The organism is Chromatocurvus halotolerans, from assembly GCF_004340525.1.
Classification (GTDB): Bacteria; Pseudomonadota; Gammaproteobacteria; order Pseudomonadales; family Halieaceae; genus Chromatocurvus; species Chromatocurvus halotolerans.
The window spans coordinates 18,043-39,899 of sequence record NZ_SLWX01000015.1 but is presented as its reverse complement, the minus strand read 5'-3'; the positions used below and the strand labels follow the sequence as shown (position 1 = coordinate 39,899).

Here is a 21,857-nt window from a genome sequence, read left to right as displayed (position 1 = left end):
AAAACACAGCCCGCCTCGAGAGGCCGCTTCTCAGAGCGGAGCGCGCCGGGAATCCAGGTAGGCAAGGTCATGCGTCAAACCCGAAATCGTCTGAATCTGGTCGATGGGCCTACCCCCTAACGCTCGGTTCTCATTCCGTAGCCAGGCACGCGCCACCTTCGAATCACCCGCTGTGATGGCGTCAAGCGAGACACCGAAGGTTCGGAAACGCCGAGCACCCGGCCTAATTCTTTACCAGAGAGACCCAGCGTTTCAGACGCACGCAACACGGCAACGGTGATGACGCGTCCCCGCTCCTGGCTTTTGGCGACCTTTACCTGTGACATTTTCCCTACCTCCGAAGAAATAATCGCTAGTCGTTATTTCCATAGAAAGCAAGCGAATTTGACGCAAGGGTGCATGTTTTCGAAATCCGCACTCCTCACAACGGTAGCATCCGCCCTCGGCAGGGCCGGCCATGGCAAACACGGCAGCCAAAGTCTATACTTAGTTTAAACATCGATACTGGAGCGACCATGACCGAGACCGTTCTTGACATCAAGCACTGGGGTAACAATCTCGGCGTGCGCCTCCCTGCGGCCATCGCCCGCGCAGCGCACCTGCATGCCGACCAGCGGGTGCGCATTACCGTGGAAGGCGAACGGATCATCATCACCCCAATACATGATGAAGCCCTGAGCCTGGAGCAGCGCCTCGCGAGATTCGATCCCGAACGTCACGGCGGAGAGGCCATGCCTGTCGATGAGAGTCTGGGCGCGGAACGGTGGTAAAACCGGCAAAGGGCTGGGTACCCGACCGCCAGGACATCATCTGGATTGATTGTAGCCCCCAGCGCGGCAAGGAAATGCGAGATGTGCATCCTTTCCTCGTCCTGTCGCCACGAGCGTTCAACGAGCACACCTCACTCGTGGTGGGGCTACCCATGACCACCGCCGCCTACAACGCTGACAACCCTTTTGCCGTGGCGGCGGGTGTTGCCGGCGGGCGCAAAGCGGGGCGCACGAGCTATGTGCTTTGCCACCAGCCGAAGTCCTTCGACTGGCGACAGCGTAATGGCGCACCTCACCCGATGAAGAAAATCAGTGATGCACGCTTTGCCGAAACACTGGCTCTTCTCAATCAGATCGTGCAACTGGCCTGACACAGCGCCACGTTGACAACCGCCACTCAGCGCGAAGAGCTCTACAACAGCGGCAACTCCCGGCCCCGCCAGGAAAATTCCACGGCCTTGAGCCGCTGCGCCCTATGGTCATAGTCCGCCCACAGCGCCGCGTAGCTTTTGCCTTCCGCGGGGTGCAGCCGCTGCGGCGCCAGCTCCGCCAGCGGGCGCAGCACAAAGGCATTGGTGAGAATCTCCGGGCGCGGCAGAATCACCCCGTCCACCACGGCCACCCGGTTGTCATAGGTGAGGATGTCGATATCCAGCTGGCGCGGGCTGTTGCGGGTGGCGTTCTCGGGACGGCCGTGGGCGTACTCCAGCTGGCGCAGCTGCCGGGCAAGTTCGCCGACGGGAAGGTCGGTCTCGATGCGCGCCACGAGGTTGAGGAAGGGCTCGCCGCTGAAGCCGATAGCATCGCCGTCGTACACAGAGGAAGTGCAAGGCTCACCGAAAAGCGCTGCCAGCGCGTCCAGCCCCACGCCGATGTAATGCTCGCGGCGAATATTGCTGCCGAGCCCGAGAAACACCGTTGCCATCAGGGGCGCTCGCCGCGCTCGATGATCACGCCCACATCCCGGGCGCCCGCCACGGCGCCGGGCTTGCACAGGCGCAGGCGCAGCCAGCTGACCCGGAATTCCTCCCGCACCAGGCTGGCAAAGCGCTCGGCCAGGGTTTCCACCAGCTGCACGCTGTTTTCTGCGGCGTATTGCCGCAGGCGATCGGATACGGCGCTGTAATCCAGGGCGTCTTCCACCTTGTCGGTAGCGGCGCCCGCGGCGACGTCCGCGCACATGTCGATATCCAGCAGCAGCGTCTGCTGCACCTGCCGCTCCCACTCGTACACGCCGATCACGGTGTCGATGCGCAACTCGCGGATAAACACGGTATCGCTCATGCGGCGCGCTCGCCCGTCAGCGGCGGCAGTTCGTGCATGGGCCATCTTGGGCGCACGGCGGTCTCAAAGGCGTCCACCTGCCCGACCGCCAGTCGCCGGGCGCCGGCATAGGCAATCATGGCGCCGTTATCGGTGCAGAACTCCGGCGCCGGGTAGAACACCTGCATGCCGCGCTTGCCCAGATCGGCATCCAGCCGTGCGCGCAGGTTGCGGTTGGCGCTCACCCCGCCCGCCATGACCAGGGTAGAGAGCTGTTCCTGCTCCAGGGCGCGGCGACACTTGATCACCAGGGTCGCCACCACCGCCTCCTCAAAGGCGCGCGCGATATCGCAGCGATCCTGCTCCGGCAGCACGCCATCCACCGAGCACTCGCGCACCGTGGTGAGGGTGTGGGTCTTCAATCCGCTGAAGCTGAAGTCGAGCCCGGGGCGGTTGACCATGGGACGGGGGAAATCAAAGCGGCCCGGCGTGCCGGCCTCGGCCAGGCGCGCCACGTGCGGACCGCCGGGGTACGGCAGGTTGAGCATTTTCGCCACCTTGTCGAAGGCCTCCCCGGCGGCGTCATCCACCGACTCACCGAGCACCCGGTACTCACCAATGTCGTCCACGCGCACCAGCTGCGTGTGGCCGCCAGACACCAGGAGAGCAATGAACGGAAAGTCGGGGGCGCGCGCTTCGAGCATCGGCGCCAGCAGATGGCCTTCCATATGATGCACGCCCAGCGAGGGGATGCCCCAGCCCAGCGCGAGCGAGCGCGCCAGCGTGGCACCCACCATCAGGGCGCCCACCAGGCCGGGGCCTGCCGTGTAGGCAATACCGTCGATATCGGTGGCTGCGCAGTCCGCCTCGTCCAGAACCTGCTGTATTAAAGGAAGCGTCTTGCGGATGTGATCGCGGGACGCCAGCTCCGGCACCACGCCGCCGTACTCGGCGTGCACCGCGATCTGGCTGTACAGCGCGTGCGCGAGCAGGCCCCGATCCGTGTCGTAGATCGCCACGCCGGTTTCGTCGCATGAGGTTTCCAGTCCGAGAACGCGCATCGTTTCTGCTTCCGGGAAAGTCTGAGGGCGGCATGATACCGCACCGATGGAGTGAGGTCCCTCTTTCGGGTCAGGTCCGATCGCGGCCTGACCCGAAAAGGGCACCGCAAAACGGGGCTTTGCAAACCGCGCGTCTTGCGTTTAGAATGCGCGCCCTTTCTGGCGATGTGGCCTGCTTGCCCATTTGCCGTGGATTAATTGACAGGAATTGTGAATGCCTCAGATCAAGGTAAAAGACAACGAGCCCTTTGACGTCGCCCTGCGCCGTTTCAAGCGCTCCTGTGAAAAGGCCGGCGTACTGTCGGAAGTGCGTCGTCGCGAGCATTACGAAAAGCCGACCACTGTGCGCAAGCGCGCTGCTGCCGCTGCCGTGAAGCGTCACCTGAAGAAGCTCTCCCGGGAAAACCGCAAGCGCGTCCGTCTGTACTGATCGCGCCTTTCCCGCCCTCGCACCATGAGTGACACCTCCCTCGTAGACACCATCAAGGCGGCCATGAAGGACGCCATGCGGGCGCGGGACAAGGACAGGCTGGGCACCATCCGGCTGATTCAGTCAGAGTTCAAGCGCATTGAAGTGGACGAGCGTGTCGACGTTGATGATGCAAGGGCGCTTGCCGTTCTCGACAAGATGGTCAAGCAGCGCCGGGATTCCCAGTCCCAGTACGAAGACGCCGGGCGCCAGGAGCTGGCCGACAAGGAAGCGGCGGAAATAGCCGTGATCCAGGAATTCCTGCCCCGCCAGCTCTCGGACGCCGAACTCGACACCCTGATTGACGAGGCTATTGCCAGCAGCGGCGCCAGCGGTATGCAGGCGATGGGTACAGTGATGGCAGAACTCAAGCCAAAACTGCAGGGCCGCGCCGACATGGGCACTGTCAGCCAGCGGGTCAAGGCCAGACTGAACGCCTGACCCCGGCAATCCGTCCAGCGGCGACTCCTTCCGCGGCAGTCACCTCGACAGCGTCGCCGGATTTTGCGTTACCATCCGCCGGCTGAGCCACTCCGGCCCGCGCAGCGCAGAGACCCCATGGCAGGACGCATTCCACAAAGCTTTCTCGACGATCTGCTGGAGCGGGTTGACCTGGTCGATATCGTCGACCGGCGGGTCAAGCTGAAGAAGACCGGCAAGAACTACAGCGCCCGCTGTCCCTTCCACGACGAAAAAACGCCCTCCTTCACGGTCAATCCTGACAAGCAGTTCTTCTACTGCTTTGGCTGCGGCGCCGGCGGCAACGCCCTCGGCTTTATCATGGATTACGACAACGTGGACTTCCCCCAGGCCGTGGAAACCCTGGCCAATGGGCTGGGCCTGGCCATTCCCCGGGAAGACAGCGGCCGCGGCGGGCAGACGGCATCCGCCGAATCACAGCACCGACCCCTGTATGCCCTGCTGGAGAAGACCGCGCGCTTTTACCAGCACGCCCTGCGCACACACGCCCAGGCCAGCCGGGCGGTCGACTACCTGAAAGGGCGCGGCCTGTCCGGCGAAATTGCCCGCAGCTTTGGCCTGGGCTTTGCCCCCCCGGGCTGGGACAACCTGCTCAAGGCCCTGGGCGACGGCGACGAACCGCGGCGACAGCTGCTGGACACGGGCATGCTGGTCAGGAACGACGCCGGCCGCCTGTACGACCGCTTCCGCGATCGCATCGTCTTTCCCATCCGCGACCAGCGCGGACGCATCGTTGCCTTCGGCGGCCGCGTACTTGGCGATGACAAGCCGAAATACCTGAATTCGCCGGAAACCCCCATCTTCAACAAGGGCCGCGAGCTCTACGGCCTTTACGAGGCACGCCAGGCCAACCGCAAACTCGACCGCCTGCTGGTGGTCGAGGGCTATATGGACGTGATTGCCCTGGCTCAGAGCGGCATCAGCAACGCCACCGCCACCCTCGGCACCGCCACCAGCAAGACCCACCTCGAGCGCATTTTTCGCCTGAGTCCGGAAGTGGTGTTTTGTTTTGATGGCGATGAGGCCGGACGCAAGGCGGCCTTTCGCGCGCTGGAAGCCACACTGCCCTGCATGACCGATGGTCGCCAGGCGCGATTCCTGTTCCTGCCCGAAGGGGATGACCCGGATACCATGGTCCGCCGCGAGGGGGCGGATGCCTTCAGCCACCAGGTTGCCAGCGCCCGGCCACTGGAGCAGTTCCTGTTCGAGAATCTCGCCGAGGGTCTGGATACCGCAACGCTGGACGGTCGCGCCCGCTACAGCCAGCAGGTGCTGCCGTACCTGCGCCAGCTGCCGGTCGGGGTGTACCGCGAACTGATGTTCCGTGAGCTGGCAGAGCGCACCGGCCTGGAACTGGCCAGCCTCATGAAGCTGGAGGTACCGCCGTTGCCAGCCCGTCCGGCGGACGGCGACGCCAAAGCGCACGATCCGCGGTTTGATGCCGCCGGGCAGCAGACTGCGGAGCACAGGGAAGCCGGAGACCCCGGTCCTGAGTACGACGGACCCTACGGCCCGGACCCGGCCGACGACTACCCATCCGCAGACTCCCCGCGCAAGCGCCAGCCCCTGCGCGCCGCCAACGGCGGCCACGCCAACCTGGCGCAAAGCGCCATTGCCCTGCTGCTGCACAAGCCGGAGGCGGCGGCCATCGCCGACCCGGGTGAACTGGCGGATCTGCAGGGCGACGATGCGGCGCTGCTGCGCGACATTCTCACGCTGCTGCAGCGCCGGCCCGAGTCCAGCACCGCGATGCTGCTGGGCCACTGGTATGGCACGCCCGAGGGCGAATTGCTGAACCGCCTTGCTGGTCAGGAGCGCCTGATTCCGGCCGACGGCATTGAAGAGCAGTTCCGGGACACCATGTCGCGCCTCGTACTGCTGCCCCAGCGCGCACGCCTTGAAGCACAAGTCGACAAATTGCGAAGTACCGACTACGCTCTCATGGGCGTGGAACAAAAACAGGAATTGAAAGAGCTATTGCACCAACTGCAACAACTCGACAAGAGACACAGAGGGGGATAATCCCTTCTCTGGCGCAGCTGCAACGCTGCCACTGCAAAGTTCGCGCCCTGCTTTCGCCCCTTTGCGGGCAGCTGCCAGGCCAGGCCGTTACAGCATGCATCTCGCGACGCCCGGCAGAGCCAGTGCAAGGTGCACAGAGCAAGAAGGGACACCTGACAGAGCACCTGAGCACAAAGCGCAAAAAGCACGCAAAACGCACGCAAAAAAAGTGCAACGAAATATTTCCCGGACACATTGTGGGCATATTCTGCCGTTTCACGCTATAATGGCCGGCTGACTTTTTTGTATTTTACATATTGACGTAGGGTTTATTAATGGCCAATGTCGTTAAACAGCAGTCTCGCCTGAGATCCCTGATCGCCAAGGGCAAAGAACAGGGTTATCTGACGTACGCGGAAGTCAACGATCACCTGCCGGAAGACATTTCCGATCCGGATCAGGTCGAAGACATCATACAGATGATCAACGACATGGGTATCCATGTCTACGAGCAGGCGCCGGACACCGACGAGCTGATCATGACCGAGGGCGACAGCTCTGCGGATGACATCGCCGCCGCCGAAGCCGCCGCCGCCCTCGCCGCCGTCGAGACCGAAGCCGGTCGCACCACCGACCCGGTGCGCATGTACATGCGCGAAATGGGCACCGTCGAGCTGCTCACCCGGGAAGGCGAGATCGTTATCGCCAAGCGCATTGAAGAAGGCATCCGTGAATTAATGGCTGCCCTCGCGTTCTATCCCGGCGCCGTGAAGACCATCCTCGACGAGTACGCCCTCGTCACCAAGGAAGAGCGTCGCCTGAGTGACATTCTTGTTGGCTACCTCGACCCCGCAGACCACGTCCCCTCGGCGGCACAGATCGCCGAAGCCGCCGCTGCCGCCAGCGAAGACACCGAGGAAGAGACCGAAACCGGACCTGACCCCGTCGAGGCAAAAAAGCGCTTCACGGCGCTCAAGCGCCAGTACAACAAGGTCGAGAAGGCGATTGCCGACAAGGGCCGCAGCGACAAGACCACCATTGCCGAAATGGAAAAGCTCGGCGAGCTGTTCAAGTTCTTCAAGTTCACGCCAAAAACCTTCGAGCCGCTGAACGAAGCGGCGCGCAGCTCACTGAACATGGTTCGCGATCAGGAACGCGAGATCATGGCCATCGCGGTGCGTGATTGCGGCATGCCGCGCAAGGACTTCATCCAGTCGTTCCAGGGCAGCGAAGCCGACGTCAAGTGGGTTACCCGCCTCGCCCGTAAAAAGGATTACGGTGCAAAGCTGACGGCACGCAAGGAAGACATTCAGCGGGCACAGCGGCGCATTCAGCAGATAGAAGAGCAGGCCGGGCTCAGCGTCCTGGAAATCAAGGAAATCAACCGCCGCATGTCGATGGGTGAGGCCCGCGCGCGTCGCGCCAAGAAGGAAATGGTCGAGGCCAACCTGCGCCTGGTGATCTCCATCGCCAAGAAGTACACCAACCGCGGCCTGCAGTTCCTCGACCTCATCCAGGAAGGCAACATCGGCCTGATGAAGGCGGTGGACAAGTTCGAGTACCGCCGCGGCTACAAGTTCTCCACATACGCCACCTGGTGGATTCGCCAGGCGATCACCCGCTCCATTGCCGACCAGGCGCGCACCATCCGTATTCCCGTGCACATGATCGAGACGATCAACAAGCTGAACCGCATTTCCCGCCAGATGCTGCAGGAAATGGGCCGCGAGCCGACGCCGGAAGAACTGGGCGAACGCATGGACATGCCGGAAGACAAGGTGCGCAAGGTGCTGAAGATCGCCAAAGAGCCCATTTCCATGGAGACACCCATCGGCGACGACGAAGATTCGCACCTGGGCGATTTCATTGAGGATCACACCATCCACTCACCGGTGGATTCGGCAACCGGCCAGGGCCTGCAGGAAGCCACCAAGGATGTGCTGGGTGGCCTTACCGCGCGCGAAGCGAAAGTGCTGCGCATGCGCTTTGGCATCGACATGAACACGGATCACACGCTGGAGGAGGTCGGCAAACAGTTCGACGTCACCCGCGAGCGTATCCGGCAGATCGAAGCCAAGGCACTGCGCAAGCTGCGCCATCCCACGCGCTCCGACTACCTGCGCAGTTTCCTCGATGAATAAGCCGCAGCGTGAAAGGCAGTCGCCGGCAGCCATCTGACCCCATCGCGGCCCCGGGACTCGCAGCACCCTGATCAGCGCACCGTTCACATCTCCCTGGCGGCCTTTGGCCGCCTGGCCGAAGCGTCAGCTGCAGCCCGTCAGCCATTGGCTGCTGGATACCGATTCGCTGACGCAGCGGCTGCAGCTCGGTGGCGCGCCCTTCAGCGTGCAGCGACGCAGCCAGGGCTGGCACAAGCCGACGCTCAGCGAACGCAAGGCGCTCAACCTGCCGTCGAAACAGATGGCGTTGATCCGGGAAGTGGTTCTGCTACGCGATGGACAGCCCGTGGTCTTTGCCCGCAGTGTGTTTCCCAGCACTACCCTCACCGGGGAACTGCGCTGGCTGCGACAGCTGCAGAATCGCTCCCTGGGCAGCATCCTGTTCAGCAGCCCGGGGCTACGGCGCAGGCCCTTTGAAGTTGCCCGGTTGCCCGGCTCGACGCCGCTGATACCCGAGGACCTGCACCAGGATCAGCCCGCCTGGGGTCGACGGTCTGTCTTTCTGCTCAACCGGCGCCCGCTGCTGGTGGCCGAGATTTTTCTCGAGTCCTTCCGTCCCTGGTGTGATCACCGCTCGCTGCAGCGCAGCCAGCGCCGCTGGTCGTCCCGGACACTGTCCGGCGCATCACCTGCCAGGTAGCATATCTTCCAAAAAGAAGGCGGATAGCGCGGTCCGACCGGGCAGCGATGCTTTCCGATACGCCGCCTGGGCCTGGTGGCTTACCGTGCGCTCGCTAGTGTCGCGCAAGCTCGCGATTTCGCGATGACTCAGCCCCTTTATCAGCAGCAGAGCGACGTCTGACTCGGCCTCCGTATACCCCCAGACGGCAAATTGCGCCTTGATCGACTGGGCGATTCCCTGCACTTGCTTTTCGTTCTCACGCTGCCAGTGCACCGCCCGGCGTTGAGCATGCTGTAGATCGTTGCGCAGCGTCGCCAGCGAACGCCGCGCCTGGTATGTACGAATCACTACAACGCCACAGCCGATCCCCGCCAACAACAGCACAACGCTTTCGACAAGCAGATGCGCCACACTCACGCCCTCCCGGTAATCGGTCACGACGTCAAACAGCATCACACCGCCGATCAGGAAAAAAAGGCCAAACATCAAGGTCATTGCAGCCCTGTCCGATAGGTCATTCGACATAAAAACCCCTCCCTAGGCGGCGATCCCGCGGCATGGGCCATTTGGCGCATGGACGCAGGCGCCAGTAACACCAACACTCACTCGTCGGTACAAGATCACGACAAGGAGTGAAAACAATGTTAGAGACACCGAAAACAGTTTACGTGTGGGATCCGATTGTACGCGTCGGACACTGGGTTTTGGCCATTGGCTTTCTGGTCGCCTGGCTGAGTGCAGAGGAGTGGGATCTTGTCCACGTCTGGTCCGGCTACGCTATCGCAGCGGCGATAGCCATTCGTCTTGTCTGGGGCATCGTTGGACCCCGGCGCGCGCGATTCACCGATTTCGTTCGCAGTCCACGCACCGTTATTGCTTACCTGAAGGCGCTCCCCCGCGGCAAGGCGCCGCGCTACCTCGGTCACAACCCCGCAGGCGGCGCCATGACGATAGCGCTCCTGCTGGCGCTCAGTGTGACCGCCGGCTCGGGAATGGTGCTGTACGCCATAGAGGAGAACGCAGGTCCACTGGCAGCTTACATAAATCCGGTGGAGGATCGATCGACGGCGTCCTCGATGACTCGAGAAAAGCATGATGATGAGTCAGCGTCAGAGGAGCGCTGGGAAGACATCCACGAGGTCGCAGCAACGTCGACACTGTGGCTGGTAGGCCTGCACATCCTGGGTGTACTCGCGTCAAGCCTGGCACACCGCGAAAACCTGCCGCGCGCGATGATCACTGGCCGCAAGCGTGAAGAGTAATCCGGGAGGGGCCATCGCGACATGTCGCATGACGACACCGGGCGATTTACGGATATACTTGACCGATGAGCGACTCTTCCCAGAAAAGCGTATCCGACAGGCCGGGCGGCGCACTGCCCGATCGCTTCACCGCGCTGCTGGCATCGCTGCTGCGCCAGCCCTCGGTTGTCGGCGCCGAGCATGCGTTTTTCCGCTGCCTGCAGCGCGAACTGGAAGAGCGCGGCGCCAATGTCACCTGGTACGAGGGTCTGCTGGTGGCCCAGGGGCGCAAGCCGAACAGCATCATGTTCTCGGCTCACGCCGACCGTCACGGCCTGGTCTGCACCGGGCCCAACGAATTCCAGTACGCCGCCTTCGTGGCCGGCGCGCGCTCCGACCTGCTCGGCAATTCCGTCTCGGAGCAGCTGATGCGCAAGATTGTCGGCCGCTTCACCCAGATGCCCGTGTTCGCCTACGATCCCTGGTCCGGCGCCTACCTGGGTCGTGGCGATACCCGCAGCAGCTATATCTGTGAATTCCGCAACAATCTCATCTTCGAGATCAACGGCCTGAACCACCTGATTGCGGGCACGCCGGTCGCCTTCACCGATCACCTGAAGATCACGCCGCAGGCGCTTCAGGGCCAGCTGGACAACGTCATTACCATTGCCGCCCTCGTGTATCTGTTCGAGTGCGGGTTCGAAGGCACAGCATTCTTCACCGCCCAGGAAGAGGCCGGCAAGAGCTGGCGCTATCTGCTGGAGTGGTTCCGGCGCTTCGGCGGCTCCACCAACCAGCTGATTGTGGTGGATACCAGTCCCTTCCCGACGCTGGAAGCCGCCGCCGCACAGCATCTGGTGTTGCGCAACCGTGATGCCAATGCCAGCTTCAATCGCGCGCTGACGCAACGCCTTGCTGCCTCCTGCAGGGAAGCCGGCTATGGCGTGCTCTACAAGGATACCTGGGTGGAAGACCAGAACAGGCGCGCCGCCGAACGCGGCGAGCCACCAGCCAGCCTGGGCTCTACCGAGCTCGGTCGGATTATTGCCGCATCCAGCGGCCTGGTGGATGGGACCACCCTGCAGATACCCACCTCCGGCTATCACACCATGCTGGAATCGGCGCCGATCACCTCCGTCAACGCCTTCCTCGACGTGCTTGGACGCCTGTCGGCCCAGTCTGCCGCGGAAGCCGCCTAGACCGCCGGCGCCACGGGTATCGGATAGCCACGCCAAGTCTTGACCGGGCGCAGGGTGAAAATGGTCTGCATGCTCGAGACGTGGGGCAGCCGCGCCAGGCAGTTGCGGTGGATGTCGGCGTAGTCTTCCATGTCCCTGGCAACCACCCGCAGGATGTAGTCGGCATCGCCGCTGGTGAGATGGCACTCCAGAATGTCATCGAATCCCTGCACGGCATTTTCGAAGGCCTCAAGCACCTCCAGCGCCTGGGAGTTCAGACTGATCTCGACAAACACCAGCAGTGACAGCCCAAGCGCCGCCCGGTTGATACGCGCCGCGTAGCCGACAATCACCCCCGCCTCTTCCAGCGATCGTATGCGCCGGTGACAGGCCGAGGTGGACAGGCCGATAGCATCAGCGAGGGCGGCAATCGGCTGGGCAGAATCCTGCTGCAGCGCGGCAATTATCCTGCGATCAAAGCGATCCATGCGTTTTTTTCCTGCTATTTTGCATCTGCGCGCCATTAAAACGCATAACTCGGCCCTTTTCAGTCAAAAAACCGGAAAATTTTCACGCGGAGTAATGTCACACTCGCAGGGCGAGATATGTACTGCTCACGCAGCCAACGGCAGCGGAGTGACAGGCAATCTGCGGACACTTACCAGCCCAGACACCACCGGAGACTCCCATGATCGTAGGTACCCCTAAAGAAATAAAAAATCACGAATACCGCGTGGGCCTGACACCAGAAAGCACACAGGAGCTCACGGCCCGCGGCCATGAGGTTCTCGTGCAGACGGGCGCGGGCCTGGGTATCGATGCCACCGATGACGCCTATCGCGCCGCCGGGGCGGAAGTGGTGGACACCGCGGCAGAGATTTTTGAACGCTGCGACATGGTCGTGAAGGTGAAAGAGCCGCAGGCGGACGAGCGCAAGATGCTGCGCGAAGGCCAGATTCTGTATACCTACCTGCACCTGGCGCCCGACCCGGACCAGACCCGCGACCTGATCGCTTCCGGCGCCGTCTGCATTGCCTACGAAACCGTGACCGACGAGGACGGTGGCCTGCCGCTGCTCAAGCCCATGAGCCAGGTGGCCGGGCGCATGTCGGCCCAGGCCGGCGCCGGCGCGCTGGAAAAAGCCCGCGGCGGACGCGGCGTACTGCTGGGTGGCGTTCCCGGCGTTGCACCGGGCAAAGTGGCGATTATCGGCGGTGGCGTGGTTGGCTTCAATGCGGCGCAGATGGCGGTCGGCCTGGGTGCCGATGTCACCATTCTCGACCGCTCACCCACGGTGCTGGAGCGCCTGGGCATTTATTTCGAGGCCCGCGCCAAGACGCGCTTCTCGAACACCGCCAATCTCGCCGAATGCGTGGCCGAGGCCGACCTGGTGATCGGCGCCGTTCTGGTACCTGGCGCCGCCGCGCCCAAACTGGTGACCCGGGACATGCTCAAGACCATGCATCGTGGAGCGGTCGTCGTCGATGTCGCCATCGACCAGGGCGGCTGCTTTGAGACCTCCCACGCCACCACGCACGACGACCCCACCTATGTTGAGGAAGGCGTCGTGCACTACTGCGTTGCCAATATGCCCGGCGCCGTCGCCCGCACCTCCACTTACGCGCTGAACAACGTGACACTGCCCCGCGCACTGCGCATTGCAGACCTCGGATGGCGCGGCGCCCTGGCCGAGGACAAGCACCTCGCCAATGGCCTCAACGTCTGCCACGGCAAGGTCACCTACAAGGCTGTCGCTGACGCACTCGGCCACGCGTACACCCCTGTGGCTGACATACTCCGCGGCTGACGGTACGGCAGACCCGGCGGGTGCCCTGGCACCTGCCGGGACCGACACTGCGGCAAACACCTCTGCACGGGCCTTCTGAGCGGGCGCTTCTCCAGGCGGGAAACCGGGCGTACACTGGTGTGCATCATGCGATGACAGCCAGCGAGGCAACCGCGATGACTTCCGTACTCCCCGAGACACACAGTCCCCTCACCCGTGACGAACTGGAAGCCCACTGGATGCCCTACACGGGCAACCGCCAGTTCAAGAACGACCCGCGTATGCTGGTGGGCGCACAGGGCATCTACTACATTGACGATCGCGGAAGGCGCATTCTGGACGGACTCTCCGGCCTCTGGACCTGCGGCCTTGGGCACAATCGCCCCGAAATCGCCGAGGCGGTCTACCGGCAGCTGAAGACCCTGGACTACTCCCCCGCCTTCCAGGTCGGCCAGCCCCTGTCTTTCCAGCTGGCCAACCGCCTGCGGGATCTGACCCCAGCGGGTCTGGATCATGTGTTTTTCACCAATTCCGGTTCTGAATCCACCGACACCTCCCTGAAAATGGCCCGGGCCTACTGGCGTTTGCGCGGCCGGCCGGAAAAGACCCGTCTCATCGGTCGCGCCAGGGGCTACCACGGCGTGAACTTCGGCGGCATTTCCGTGGGCGGCATCGGCGCCAACCGCAAGATGTTCGGCCAGGCCGTGGAGGCCGATCACCTGCGCCACACGCTGCTGCCCGAAAACCTCTTCAGTCGCGGCATGCCCGAGCACGGCGCCCACCTCGCCGACGAACTGCTCGAGCTCATCGCCCTGCACGACGCCAGTAACATTGCCGCGGTGATCGTTGAGCCCATGGCCGGCTCCACCGGCGTACTGCCGCCCCCGGTGGGCTACCTGCAGCGCCTGCGCGACATCTGCAGCGCACACGACATCCTGCTGATTTTCGACGAGGTGATTACCGCGTTCGGTCGCTGCGGTGCCATGACCGGCGCCGATGCCTTCGGGGTCGTCCCCGACATCATGAACATTGCCAAGCAGATGACCAACGGCGCCGTACCCATGGGTGCGGTGATCGCCTCCAGCGAGATCTACCAGACCTTCATGGCGCAGGATACGCCGGAACACCTGCTGGAATTTGCCCACGGCTACACCTATTCCGCGCATCCGGTGGCCTGCGCCGCTGGGCTTGCTGCGCTGGACCTGTTGGTAAAAGAAGAACTGCCGGCGCAGGTCGCGGACCTGGCGCCGCATTTCGAAGATGCCGTGCACCAGCTGAAATGCTGCCCGCATGTTGCGGATATCCGCAACTACGGCTTCGCCGCAGCACTGACGCTTGAGGCGAAAGACGGGGACCCCACGCGACGTCCCTTCGAGGTGGCCATGCGCCTGTGGGACAAGGGGTTCTACGTGCGCTACGGCGGCGACACCCTGCAGATGGGGCTGCCTTTCGTGATAGAGCGGGAGGAAATTGACAGTCTGGTGAATGCGCTGGGGGAGGCGTTGGTTGAGAATGGGTAAAGGGCGTTACTCTCCTCGGTAGCCAGCCGGGCAGGCGAAAGGAGACTTGCCTGCGAGACCATTTTCCCCTGTAATCGCGCTCCCGAACTTTCAATAGCGCAATACTCGATGAATATTGACCGAAATACTGTCGTCACCTTCCATTACACGCTCCGCAACGCCGCCGGCGATCAACTGGAAACCTCCCGGGGCGGCGATCCATCCGCCTACCTTCACGGCGCCGGCAACATTCTCCCGGGGCTCGAAAAAGACATGGAGGGCAGAACCGCAGGGGATATCTTCAGCGTCAGCCTCACCGCCCAGGATGCCTACGGTGAACGCGACCCAGAGCGCCAGCAGCGGGTACCGGTAAAACACCTGGTGTTCAAGGGTCGACTAAGACCCGGCATGCTGGTGCAGATCAACACTGACAAGGGCCGCCGCGCAGCGACCGTGATCAAGGCGGGGAAATTCAGCGCCGATCTCGACACCAACCACCCCCTGGCCGGGCAGGACCTCGTGTTCGATATCGAGATCGTGGACGTGCGTGCCGCCTCACGTGAAGAGATAGCCCACCGGCACGTGCATGGGCCGGGTGGGCATCAACATTAATGGCATGAGCGGGCGACCACCGGGCGATGCAAACGTAAGTTAACGCGCTCGTCCGGTGCTTTGGTTTTTTCTCTGGCCCCCTATTGAACCGTTGCCAGCAAACTCGCCCGAATCCCGTCAGTTACAGGAAATGTACCAGCAGGTACACGACAGCCGTGAGCGCAAGACTCATGTGGATAACGCCTTTCACGGACGCCATGGGACCCAGCTTGCCGACCAGCGCGTTCACTTCCAACGCGACGATCAACAGGAGGGGAATGAGAAAACCCATATCGGCGAAACTGATCCCGCCAAGACCCGCAGCACTGTAGCCGCCGTGCTTCGAGGCGAGCATGCCCCAGAGCATCGGGGCCGAAAACAGCGTGTTTGTGCGCGATGCCAACAGCGCTTTGGGCGCCGCCTTTGCCTTATCCCCCTCGACAAGGCCGACCACAATCTTCTGGGCCGGCCAGATAACCAGCCAGACGTTGAGGAACATGAGGATGCCCATGACCGCACCTAGCGCGATGTACTGGTTGATGCCGCCACCAAGGGCATAGAGAAGATACAGCCCCGTAAGGAAGGTGAACATAGCTCCCCAGCGAAACCACCATAAGGCACGTGGCGCGAGCTTACGCGTGGCGTCAGCCTTGGCGTCCGCCTCTGCTTCCTTGAAGTACTCACCCTGTACAAAATTGAAATAGTAGAGCATGCCAATCCAGGTGATACCGAACAGCACGTGCCCCCAGCGGAAAAGAAATTCAACAAACATCATAACCTAGCCCCCTGTTATGGATAGTCCACGATCTGCGTCATCGACGCCTCGCCAGCTTACGTTATCACTTTGTCGGAGAAACATCAGGCTCATGACACAAAGCCAGCGCGACTAAACCGGCCACTACCGTGACATGACGACTGGATATTGAACAACGTGGTGTCTGGCCACGCCAGGGCGGCCGGTTTATACTTCGCGCTGATCGCGCGTGTCTGGCGACATCTCTGAAGGGCCCATAGCTCAGTTGGTCAGAGCAGTCGACTCATAATCGATTGGTCGTAGGTTCAAGTCCTACTGGGCCCACCAATACTTTCAATAAGTTACGATCAATTGCCTTCTTACGTAGAGCCCTCGTGCTACCAATGTGCTACTTTTTAGATGAATTGCCGGGGTCACTGCAGCTTCTCGGGCCAAGGGCGCCCGGACATTGCTTACCTTTCAATTTCCTCTTCCAGCCTACGCCATAAGGGTTTAAGTTGACGCTTTATCGCAGGGGAGTTCATCCTTCTTGCGGCTCTATACCCGTAGCTAAGAAAATTTCGCCTTCCGACGTGGGAGTAAAGTCGATACAAACTTTTGCGATAAAGAGGCTTTACCGGCTCCCCCCGTAAAACCCTTAGGCCGTTCCTTTTCCGCATCGTGGCTTTGGCGAATTTAACCCCCCGTTTCATTTTGTCAGAATATCGAGCTAGCGCCGCCGAGCGTATAAGTATCCGCTCGCCATCAAATGTGAACCCAAGGTATTGAAGGGGGTAATCGGCTCTTTGGATATTCCCGCGCTGAGTAAAGCTTCTAACCGCTATTTTCTTTTTATTTATTTCTAACTTGAGACCTCTGATCATGGTCTTCGCTTTGTTTGCTATGCGGTCCTTTTGGTCAATTGGAACAATGAACAAAATGTCATCGCAATACCGATAATACTTTCCGTTTATAGAGCGCGCGAGTTTGGACGCCTCTTCATCAAATTCAACCATATAAATATTCGAAAGCAGCGCACTGATCGGTGAGCCCTGCGGAATTCCATAAGCATTCTCATTAGTTGTAATGAGGTTCCCACCTCGCACTATTTCGCGAAATATCCGCGGCTCGCAAACTCTTTTCCGGTTATTTTTTGGGTTATGTTGCGATATTCCCAACTGGCGATAAAGCGCAAGCTTGGGGACATAAGAGTAAGCGGTAAGGGACTTGAAGATTGCGAAGTGGTCGCCCGGCAGCCGAGCTTCGCCCAACAAATCGCACCACGCATCTTTAAGAATAGCGTGATCTATATTGTCGAAAAATCCGGTGATATCGAGAGCTACTGCAGCACAAGTCCCCATGACTCGTATGTCTTCGAATGCTTCGGCCGCAAAATCTATATTATTTTTTCCCAGCGGCCTGAACGCCAGAACATGCTCTGATAGCGCTTTGTCTCTAAGTAGATCTTCGTATTTTTGCGAAAGGATTGTTGAGTAGAAGCTATATATATGACTGTCTGCGTGGGCAGCATAACGGATAGGCCGCGGCTTCTTTTTCTTTTCAATACTACCTGATGCCGCATCCTTGGCGATCTTGATTGACTCAATTTCGTAGGAAATCAGGGGGTAGAAAGAATGAGATTTAACTCTTAGCGGATTTTTAACAAGCGCTTCTGCCGATTTTTTACCTAACGGGTTATCGAAGTGCAGATAGTTACGATGGCGATACCAGCTGAAGTCGTCTGTTGCCATCTTTTCCTCTTAGCAAAACCGGAGAGGGTAAAGGACTGCGGCGATCCAAACCCCTCTCCGGCTTAACCAAGTGGACTTTCTCTCACCATCCCACCCAGAGCATAACTCGGGGCCGCGCCGCTTCTGTTAGCAATGATATATAATGTCTATATCACAAAGGAGGTATCCATGCGGATTACCGTCGCAATGCTCGCGTCAATCATGACAGGCTGCCGTGAAGGCTGCCTGGAATGGCTTGACATTCTGTGACATTCCCTAGCGCCCGAGCCGCCAGGCCTAAGTATGGTAGCATACTTTTCGAGTGCTGGAGATTCTCGTGGTTTTCGCGTAATTGATCAGGATCTCGCTGCGTTTATCTTACGAGGTTTTGAAAACCTCGATTTCATCAGCATCCCTTTCTGAGTAGTCTATCTTTGGGTCAGCAATCTAGTGCGAGAACGCCCATTCAATTCCGAGTCCGAGCGCCTGACCGCGCCTCAACAGAGCTACTCAGCAAACTGTAGGTTATTCTCCTACAACCGGCCGCGTTGGCGTTTTATTGTTCAATCGGCACTCTTGCCGGGAATTCAAAAATAAACTTAAGTAGCATTTCCGAAAAGGAAATGAGTTCTGCAGCACCCTCACGTTCCATTAAGACAATTTCGTGGGTGGCTTCATTTCCCTTGGTTCTAATGTGGTCAACCCAGCCCCTTCCGTTTGGAGGAATAAAGCCCCCATCCGCAAGAAAATCTACATATTCGATGAACCGAAGTTTTTCGGGGGCTCCTTGCGAGACCGCAATGTTCATCAGCAACTTCCGGCTCGCGAGCACGGAGGCCGTGTAGGCGTTAGCGGCTGCGGCATTCCTCGCCTCCTGGTATAACGCGTACACCCCATCTGGAACGTGGTCGACCTCATTCCCGGGAGCTACGTCAGGGCATCTGCTCTGCCCGTGGAAAAATGTCGGCTTGGCGCAATGAGAGCAAAGGCGAATTTCGGCATAGCGCCCCTCGATCGAGTCGGCAGCGACGAACCCCAGGCTTGAGGCAACATTGATTCCGCAGTAGCCGCAACGATAACCTTTTGAACCGAGATTGGACGCGTTGGCCCATGGAACACCCTGATATTTCGACATACCCAATCTCTTTTGTGAGGGGCGGGAAGGCTTTGCACGGAGATGCTAGCAACTATACGGCTTGATGTAATGTAGTTAGTCGCTAAGGAATCAGGCCCGGAAGTAAATGCCGCGAACTATCCCGAATCAAGACCAGCACGGATGAAACAATGAAAAGTGAAATTGCTCGGATAGCAAACTTGCAACGCGAGTACACCAGCGAAAACACCCCCGCGATGAAGCAACGAGGGGAATTAATTCGCCAAACTTTGCCTAACCTTTTCAGGAGCGCCTGGCCGGCCCTCACAGCGCGAATGGGGCAGTTCGCTGCCACCCTAGCTGTGCACGGTAAAGACGGCATAGGGCGCAAAACAGAAGCTCCCTGGGTGCGCTTCCATTGCCGAGAGCGCTCGCCGAACGCGACCGATGGCTACTACGTCGTTATTCATTTTTCTCGGGATGGTCGGCGCGTATACGTCACCCTGGGGTGCAGCTCTTCGACCTGGGATGCGGAGCGCGGAGACCTTCGGACAACATCCGGCGAAGAACTCGATGCCCGCATCTTATGGATGCTTCAAGAATTGGAGGAAGCCGGCGCCGATGTTTCCGGCTTCCCGGACCAAATAGAGCTAGGTGCGACCGCCGCACTGCCGAAGTCTTTTGAACGCGCTACGGCGCTGGCTCGGGCGTTTGACCCCGAGAACCTAGACGAGCAGGCGTTTCTCGACGCCATAGCGGAGGCGCTGGGGCTGCTCGCGATCATATACGCGTCCGTTGATCGCGGGCGCAACTTGAACGCCCGAGAAATCGATTTAAGCGCTATAGAGGCGATTACGAACCCAACCCGCCAGACGGCAGCCAACCGCCAGGGATTCGCGCTTACCGGCGACGAGAGGCGTGCAGTCGAGCTGTGCGCAATGGCGGTTGCCAAGCGCCAGCTTGAGCTTGAAGGGTATGCCGTGGAGGACACATCGGCTAGCAAGCCCTATGACTTCCTGGCGGAACGCGACGGCGTCGCGATCAAAGTCGAGGTCAAGGGAACGACCAGCGCACTCCTGGACGCAGTATTGATGACCGCCAACGAAGTCGCGTTGCACACCGAGCAAGCCGGCAAAACCGCTCTCGCCCTGGTAAGTAACATAGAGCTCGATAAATCGGTCTCACCGCCAGCGGCGGCGGGGGGCAAGCTCGAACTTTTCAATCCCTGGGATATTGCCGATTGGGATTCGCGGGCCGTCACGTTTCAGGTTTCGCGCTCGCGTCAAAGATAATTCAGCATTCACTCAAAGGCATTGGCGGTGCCACATGAGTGACCCGGGCGGCTTCTTAGCGAGGGCGCAAAGTACATTCAGCGCGCTCTAATTCGCGCTCCGAAAGCATCGTGGCGCATTGTTCATACTCGTCCCGAGCTTGCATCCATTCCCAGTCTGTCCACTTGCGTCGCTCAGCCTCCCTACACTGCCGGCGCCAGCCGATACAGCGGCGCATCTCGGCTACATCGGCCGGCGGCGGTTTCTTGGTCACTTCCCAGTATTCACCCGCCGGCTTTTCCGGCAGATACGAAACCACGCCCGAGGGGTAGTGTCTCGCTTGGCCCAGCCAAGTACGGACCTCGCGGAACGCATCACGCCCCCGGCAAATTATCCGGTAACGGTTCGCAACGATCGGCCTCGCGCGGTCGTGGCGGCGACACCTCTCAAGCCGGCGCCGGGCACGCTCAAGGATAGCCCGGCGCTCCTTTGAGGGCTCTCGACCCTGTTCGCGGATCTTCCTCGAGGCGTCTCTTGCGGCCTCACATTCCTCACGCGAGCGGCGCAGCTCGGCCTGTTGCCGGGCATAGACATGCTGACAATGGTCCGCGATATCGGCGATGAGGGCGCCAAGGGCCCGCAGCTCCCTTTTTTCGATGGTCACCCAGGGCGGTGCGTGCGCGCCTTGCGAGATTGCATAACGGTTGCCCCGTATCGGCCCTTGGTCGGCAGCCTGCGCGCCTTTCGTCATATAACCCAACGCCTTGAGCAGGTAGCCAGTCGCGGCCTGGGCCTCGCGAATTTTCTCGAGATGGGCAAAGCCCTGCCCCCACAATTTCTCGAGGCGTACCGCCCAATCCTTGAATAGATGATATGGGACGCCCCAATCCATCAGTACATGAACGTGGGGGTTCTGCTCGCCCGATGCGTTTACCGGGTTCTCCGCCACCCAGCAGTACCTCAGCGGCCGACGCGGGACTTCCGGGAAATAGTCGCGCGTCGCCTCCACCGCCCGCATAGGCGCCCGTTTGCTGCGTGGCCAGGGTGACACCATGCCTGCCGCCTCTTTTCGTTTATTCGCGAGAGCAGCGCGGGTTACGGCGTCGTCGTGGCAGGGCGGCGAGCCCGGGACACGGCGGCCTTTCCGCGTTACCCAGCCTCGGTAATGCATCTTTCGCGCGCCGTCGAAGAATCGCGACACCTCGCTCTGTATCGTGGTCGGCGTGGCGGTCCGGAGACAGGACGCGGGGCGATCAATGATCCGCGGGAACGGCGACCAGGGCCCGCTGATGTCCGAATTCTTCGGTAAGGCCAGGCGAGCGCGGCTAACTGCGTCAAACGTTAGGGTCAGGAAAGTCCTAAAGCCACCGTGGCAGCTCGCCATATAACGCCCCGCCTCCGCGAGCTTCATCGCCGCGCGCTCGGTGAGCATCGCCGAGCGGCGGCCGCCTGCCTGTGGGGGCGGTGCGGGCCCGCAATCTGCCTCTGTGCGGATTCGATATTCGTCGCACCACGCCCGATATTCGACCACGCCGTAAACGCCTGGCGCGCCTGCCGCGCTTCTGGGGCGTGGCGCGATCCATGGGTCGGGCGCAGAGGCTAGAGTCGACCGCCAGGCCCGCCCATCGTCCAAAATTTGCTCGCTGTTGGGGCATGTCTGACTTTTGGACTCCCGGACTAGCCTATGGTCCCGGCTATCGCCGGGACCCAAAAAAGCCGGCTTTGCCGGCTTATTAGAATATAAAATTTCGGAAGGGGGCTCGCCAACAGGCGGACGGCCTGGGTCATGAAAATAATAGGCCAGCAAATCCGCTGGTGCTTTACGACAGTCCTGGGGGGTCACCCCAGGCTTGCGCTGCACTATATGGGGCGCATCAGCCATATAGCCT

The 21,857-nt window shown here is 60.8% G+C and carries 24 protein-coding genes and 1 tRNA gene; 14 read left to right on the top strand and 11 right to left on the bottom strand.

Features of this window, described 5'->3' with window-relative positions; genetic code table 11:
• Window positions 1-30: 30 nt before the first annotated feature.
• Complete coding sequence (locus EV688_RS17920; protein WP_420867067.1) at window positions 31-177, bottom strand: MbcA/ParS/Xre antitoxin family protein; 147 nt, start codon at window positions 175-177, stop codon at window positions 31-33.
• On the bottom strand, window positions 117-326 hold the full coding sequence (locus EV688_RS17915; RefSeq protein WP_420867066.1) for an antitoxin Xre-like helix-turn-helix domain-containing protein: 210 nt from the start codon (window positions 324-326) through the stop codon (window positions 117-119). The genes EV688_RS17920 and EV688_RS17915 overlap by 61 nt, the downstream gene beginning before the upstream one ends.
• A gap of 189 nt (window positions 327-515) precedes the next feature.
• Between EV688_RS17915 and EV688_RS14045 the strand changes: the two genes are divergently transcribed.
• Window positions 516-770: an AbrB/MazE/SpoVT family DNA-binding domain-containing protein gene (locus EV688_RS14045; RefSeq protein ID WP_117319346.1), complete on the top strand. Its 255-nt coding sequence runs from the start codon at window positions 516-518 to the stop codon at window positions 768-770.
• Window positions 764-1,141 (top strand): type II toxin-antitoxin system PemK/MazF family toxin, encoded by a 378-nt coding sequence (locus EV688_RS14040; RefSeq protein ID WP_117319347.1) that lies wholly within the window; start codon window positions 764-766, stop codon window positions 1,139-1,141. The genes EV688_RS14045 and EV688_RS14040 overlap by 7 nt, the downstream gene beginning before the upstream one ends.
• A gap of 41 nt (window positions 1,142-1,182) precedes the next feature.
• Here the strand turns inward: EV688_RS14040 and folK are convergent, their stop codons facing one another.
• From folK to tsaD, 3 genes are read right to left on the bottom strand one after another with little or no spacing between them, the layout of a single operon-like run.
• A complete protein-coding gene (gene folK, locus EV688_RS14035; RefSeq protein ID WP_117319348.1) occupies window positions 1,183-1,695 on the bottom strand; it encodes a 2-amino-4-hydroxy-6-hydroxymethyldihydropteridine diphosphokinase in 513 nt (170 codons plus the stop codon).
• Window positions 1,695-2,054, bottom strand: coding sequence for a dihydroneopterin aldolase (gene folB / locus EV688_RS14030; protein WP_117319349.1), 360 nt, complete (start codon window positions 2,052-2,054; stop codon window positions 1,695-1,697). The genes folK and folB overlap by 1 nt, the downstream gene beginning before the upstream one ends.
• The gene (gene tsaD / locus EV688_RS14025) at window positions 2,051-3,094 is read right to left on the bottom strand and encodes a tRNA (adenosine(37)-N6)-threonylcarbamoyltransferase complex transferase subunit TsaD (RefSeq protein WP_117319350.1); all 1,044 of its coding nucleotides are present in this window, start codon (window positions 3,092-3,094) and stop codon (window positions 2,051-2,053) included. The genes folB and tsaD overlap by 4 nt, the downstream gene beginning before the upstream one ends.
• Before the next feature lie 214 nt (window positions 3,095-3,308).
• On the opposite strand from tsaD, the gene rpsU reads away from it, so the two are divergent.
• The 5 genes from rpsU to EV688_RS14000 all read left to right on the top strand — a co-directional run bounded on the left by rpsU (window position 3,309) and on the right by EV688_RS14000 (window position 8,864).
• Window positions 3,309-3,524, top strand: coding sequence for a 30S ribosomal protein S21 (gene rpsU, locus EV688_RS14020; protein WP_117319351.1), 216 nt, complete (start codon window positions 3,309-3,311; stop codon window positions 3,522-3,524).
• 24 nt (window positions 3,525-3,548) lie between these two features.
• Window positions 3,549-4,004, top strand: a complete 456-nt coding sequence (locus tag EV688_RS14015) for a GatB/YqeY domain-containing protein (RefSeq protein ID WP_117319352.1) — start codon at window positions 3,549-3,551, stop codon at window positions 4,002-4,004.
• A gap of 117 nt (window positions 4,005-4,121) precedes the next feature.
• Entirely contained in the window at window positions 4,122-6,065 is a 1,944-nt protein-coding gene (gene dnaG, locus EV688_RS14010; protein ID WP_117319353.1) for a DNA primase, read from the top strand.
• A 314-nt stretch (window positions 6,066-6,379) separates the two neighbouring features.
• Entirely contained in the window at window positions 6,380-8,185 is a 1,806-nt protein-coding gene (gene rpoD, locus EV688_RS14005) for an RNA polymerase sigma factor RpoD (protein ID WP_117319354.1), read from the top strand.
• 103 nt (window positions 8,186-8,288) lie between these two features.
• Complete coding sequence (locus EV688_RS14000) at window positions 8,289-8,864, top strand: chorismate--pyruvate lyase family protein (protein ID WP_162883990.1); 576 nt, start codon at window positions 8,289-8,291, stop codon at window positions 8,862-8,864.
• Here EV688_RS14000 and EV688_RS13995 read toward each other — a convergent pair.
• Window positions 8,850-9,341, bottom strand: coding sequence for a helix-turn-helix transcriptional regulator (locus EV688_RS13995; protein ID WP_162883991.1), 492 nt, complete (start codon window positions 9,339-9,341; stop codon window positions 8,850-8,852). The genes EV688_RS14000 and EV688_RS13995 overlap by 15 nt on opposite strands.
• A gap of 146 nt (window positions 9,342-9,487) precedes the next feature.
• Here EV688_RS13995 and EV688_RS13990 point away from each other — a divergent pair, with 146 nt between their 5' ends.
• Together EV688_RS13990 and EV688_RS13985 are read left to right on the top strand one after the other, a co-directional pair.
• Window positions 9,488-10,108, top strand: coding sequence for a cytochrome b/b6 domain-containing protein (locus tag EV688_RS13990; protein WP_117319357.1), 621 nt, complete (start codon window positions 9,488-9,490; stop codon window positions 10,106-10,108).
• 65 nt (window positions 10,109-10,173) lie between these two features.
• Entirely contained in the window at window positions 10,174-11,286 is a 1,113-nt protein-coding gene (locus EV688_RS13985) for a peptidase M42 (protein ID WP_205686719.1), read from the top strand.
• On the opposite strand, the gene EV688_RS13980 is transcribed toward EV688_RS13985, so the two are convergent.
• Window positions 11,283-11,753 carry an Lrp/AsnC family transcriptional regulator gene (locus EV688_RS13980; RefSeq protein ID WP_117319358.1) on the bottom strand — a complete coding sequence of 157 codons (471 nt, stop codon included), beginning with the start codon at window positions 11,751-11,753 and terminating at the stop codon, window positions 11,283-11,285. The two genes, EV688_RS13985 and EV688_RS13980, sit on opposite strands and share 4 nt — an antisense overlap.
• A gap of 200 nt (window positions 11,754-11,953) precedes the next feature.
• Between EV688_RS13980 and ald the strand changes: the two genes are divergently transcribed.
• From ald to EV688_RS13965, 3 genes are all read left to right on the top strand, one after another.
• Window positions 11,954-13,072: an alanine dehydrogenase gene (ald, locus tag EV688_RS13975; RefSeq protein ID WP_117319359.1), complete on the top strand. Its 1,119-nt coding sequence runs from the start codon at window positions 11,954-11,956 to the stop codon at window positions 13,070-13,072.
• A 155-nt stretch (window positions 13,073-13,227) separates the two neighbouring features.
• Window positions 13,228-14,571, top strand: coding sequence for an omega-aminotransferase AptA (gene aptA / locus EV688_RS13970; protein ID WP_117319372.1), 1,344 nt, complete (start codon window positions 13,228-13,230; stop codon window positions 14,569-14,571).
• 108 nt (window positions 14,572-14,679) lie between these two features.
• A complete protein-coding gene (locus tag EV688_RS13965; protein WP_117319360.1) occupies window positions 14,680-15,162 on the top strand; it encodes an FKBP-type peptidyl-prolyl cis-trans isomerase in 483 nt (160 codons plus the stop codon).
• A gap of 121 nt (window positions 15,163-15,283) precedes the next feature.
• Here EV688_RS13965 and EV688_RS13960 read toward each other — a convergent pair whose 3' ends face one another.
• Window positions 15,284-15,916, bottom strand: coding sequence for a urate hydroxylase PuuD (locus tag EV688_RS13960; RefSeq protein WP_117319361.1), 633 nt, complete (start codon window positions 15,914-15,916; stop codon window positions 15,284-15,286).
• 229 nt (window positions 15,917-16,145) lie between these two features.
• Here EV688_RS13960 and EV688_RS13955 point away from each other — a divergent pair.
• A tRNA-Ile gene (locus EV688_RS13955) sits at window positions 16,146-16,222 on the top strand.
• Between the two features lie 125 nt (window positions 16,223-16,347).
• Here EV688_RS13955 and drt2 read toward each other — a convergent pair.
• Window positions 16,348-17,625, bottom strand: a complete 1,278-nt coding sequence (drt2, locus tag EV688_RS13950) for an antiviral reverse transcriptase Drt2 (RefSeq protein WP_117319362.1) — start codon at window positions 17,623-17,625, stop codon at window positions 16,348-16,350.
• A 535-nt stretch (window positions 17,626-18,160) separates the two neighbouring features.
• Window positions 18,161-18,739, bottom strand: coding sequence for a DUF4145 domain-containing protein (locus EV688_RS13945; protein ID WP_117319363.1), 579 nt, complete (start codon window positions 18,737-18,739; stop codon window positions 18,161-18,163).
• 149 nt (window positions 18,740-18,888) lie between these two features.
• Here EV688_RS13945 and EV688_RS13940 point away from each other — a divergent pair, with 149 nt between their 5' ends.
• A complete protein-coding gene (locus EV688_RS13940; protein WP_117319364.1) occupies window positions 18,889-19,989 on the top strand; it encodes an MrcB family domain-containing protein in 1,101 nt (366 codons plus the stop codon).
• Between the two features lie 55 nt (window positions 19,990-20,044).
• Here the strand turns inward: EV688_RS13940 and EV688_RS13935 are convergent, their stop codons facing one another.
• Window positions 20,045-21,499: a rolling circle replication-associated protein gene (locus EV688_RS13935; RefSeq protein WP_131917679.1), complete on the bottom strand. Its 1,455-nt coding sequence runs from the start codon at window positions 21,497-21,499 to the stop codon at window positions 20,045-20,047.
• Window positions 21,500-21,857: the final 358 nt, after the last annotated feature.

Excerpts from the sequence above, each read along its gene's own strand:
- EV688_RS17915 (WP_420867066.1), bottom strand. The coding sequence starts at position 326 with ATGTCACAGGTAAAGGTCGCCAAAAGCCAGGAGCGGGGACGCGTCATC.
- EV688_RS14045 (WP_117319346.1), top strand. The coding sequence starts at position 516 with ATGACCGAGACCGTTCTTGACATCAAGCACTGGGGTAACAATCTCGGC.
- folK (WP_117319348.1), bottom strand. The coding sequence starts at position 1,695 with ATGGCAACGGTGTTTCTCGGGCTCGGCAGCAATATTCGCCGCGAGCAT.
- folB (WP_117319349.1), bottom strand. The coding sequence starts at position 2,054 with ATGAGCGATACCGTGTTTATCCGCGAGTTGCGCATCGACACCGTGATC.
- tsaD (WP_117319350.1), bottom strand. The coding sequence starts at position 3,094 with ATGCGCGTTCTCGGACTGGAAACCTCATGCGACGAAACCGGCGTGGCG.
- rpsU (WP_117319351.1), top strand. The coding sequence starts at position 3,309 with ATGCCTCAGATCAAGGTAAAAGACAACGAGCCCTTTGACGTCGCCCTG.
- EV688_RS14015 (WP_117319352.1), top strand. The coding sequence starts at position 3,549 with ATGAGTGACACCTCCCTCGTAGACACCATCAAGGCGGCCATGAAGGAC.
- dnaG (WP_117319353.1), top strand. The coding sequence starts at position 4,122 with ATGGCAGGACGCATTCCACAAAGCTTTCTCGACGATCTGCTGGAGCGG.
- rpoD (WP_117319354.1), top strand. The coding sequence starts at position 6,380 with ATGGCCAATGTCGTTAAACAGCAGTCTCGCCTGAGATCCCTGATCGCC.
- EV688_RS13995 (WP_162883991.1), bottom strand. The coding sequence starts at position 9,341 with ATGACCTTGATGTTTGGCCTTTTTTTCCTGATCGGCGGTGTGATGCTG.
- EV688_RS13990 (WP_117319357.1), top strand. The coding sequence starts at position 9,488 with ATGTTAGAGACACCGAAAACAGTTTACGTGTGGGATCCGATTGTACGC.
- EV688_RS13985 (WP_205686719.1), top strand. The coding sequence starts at position 10,174 with ATGAGCGACTCTTCCCAGAAAAGCGTATCCGACAGGCCGGGCGGCGCA.
- EV688_RS13980 (WP_117319358.1), bottom strand. The coding sequence starts at position 11,753 with ATGGATCGCTTTGATCGCAGGATAATTGCCGCGCTGCAGCAGGATTCT.
- ald (WP_117319359.1), top strand. The coding sequence starts at position 11,954 with ATGATCGTAGGTACCCCTAAAGAAATAAAAAATCACGAATACCGCGTG.
- aptA (WP_117319372.1), top strand. The coding sequence starts at position 13,228 with ATGACTTCCGTACTCCCCGAGACACACAGTCCCCTCACCCGTGACGAA.
- EV688_RS13965 (WP_117319360.1), top strand. The coding sequence starts at position 14,680 with ATGAATATTGACCGAAATACTGTCGTCACCTTCCATTACACGCTCCGC.
- EV688_RS13960 (WP_117319361.1), bottom strand. The coding sequence starts at position 15,916 with ATGATGTTTGTTGAATTTCTTTTCCGCTGGGGGCACGTGCTGTTCGGT.
- drt2 (WP_117319362.1), bottom strand. The coding sequence starts at position 17,625 with ATGGCAACAGACGACTTCAGCTGGTATCGCCATCGTAACTATCTGCAC.
- EV688_RS13945 (WP_117319363.1), bottom strand. The coding sequence starts at position 18,739 with ATGTCGAAATATCAGGGTGTTCCATGGGCCAACGCGTCCAATCTCGGT.
- EV688_RS13940 (WP_117319364.1), top strand. The coding sequence starts at position 18,889 with ATGAAAAGTGAAATTGCTCGGATAGCAAACTTGCAACGCGAGTACACC.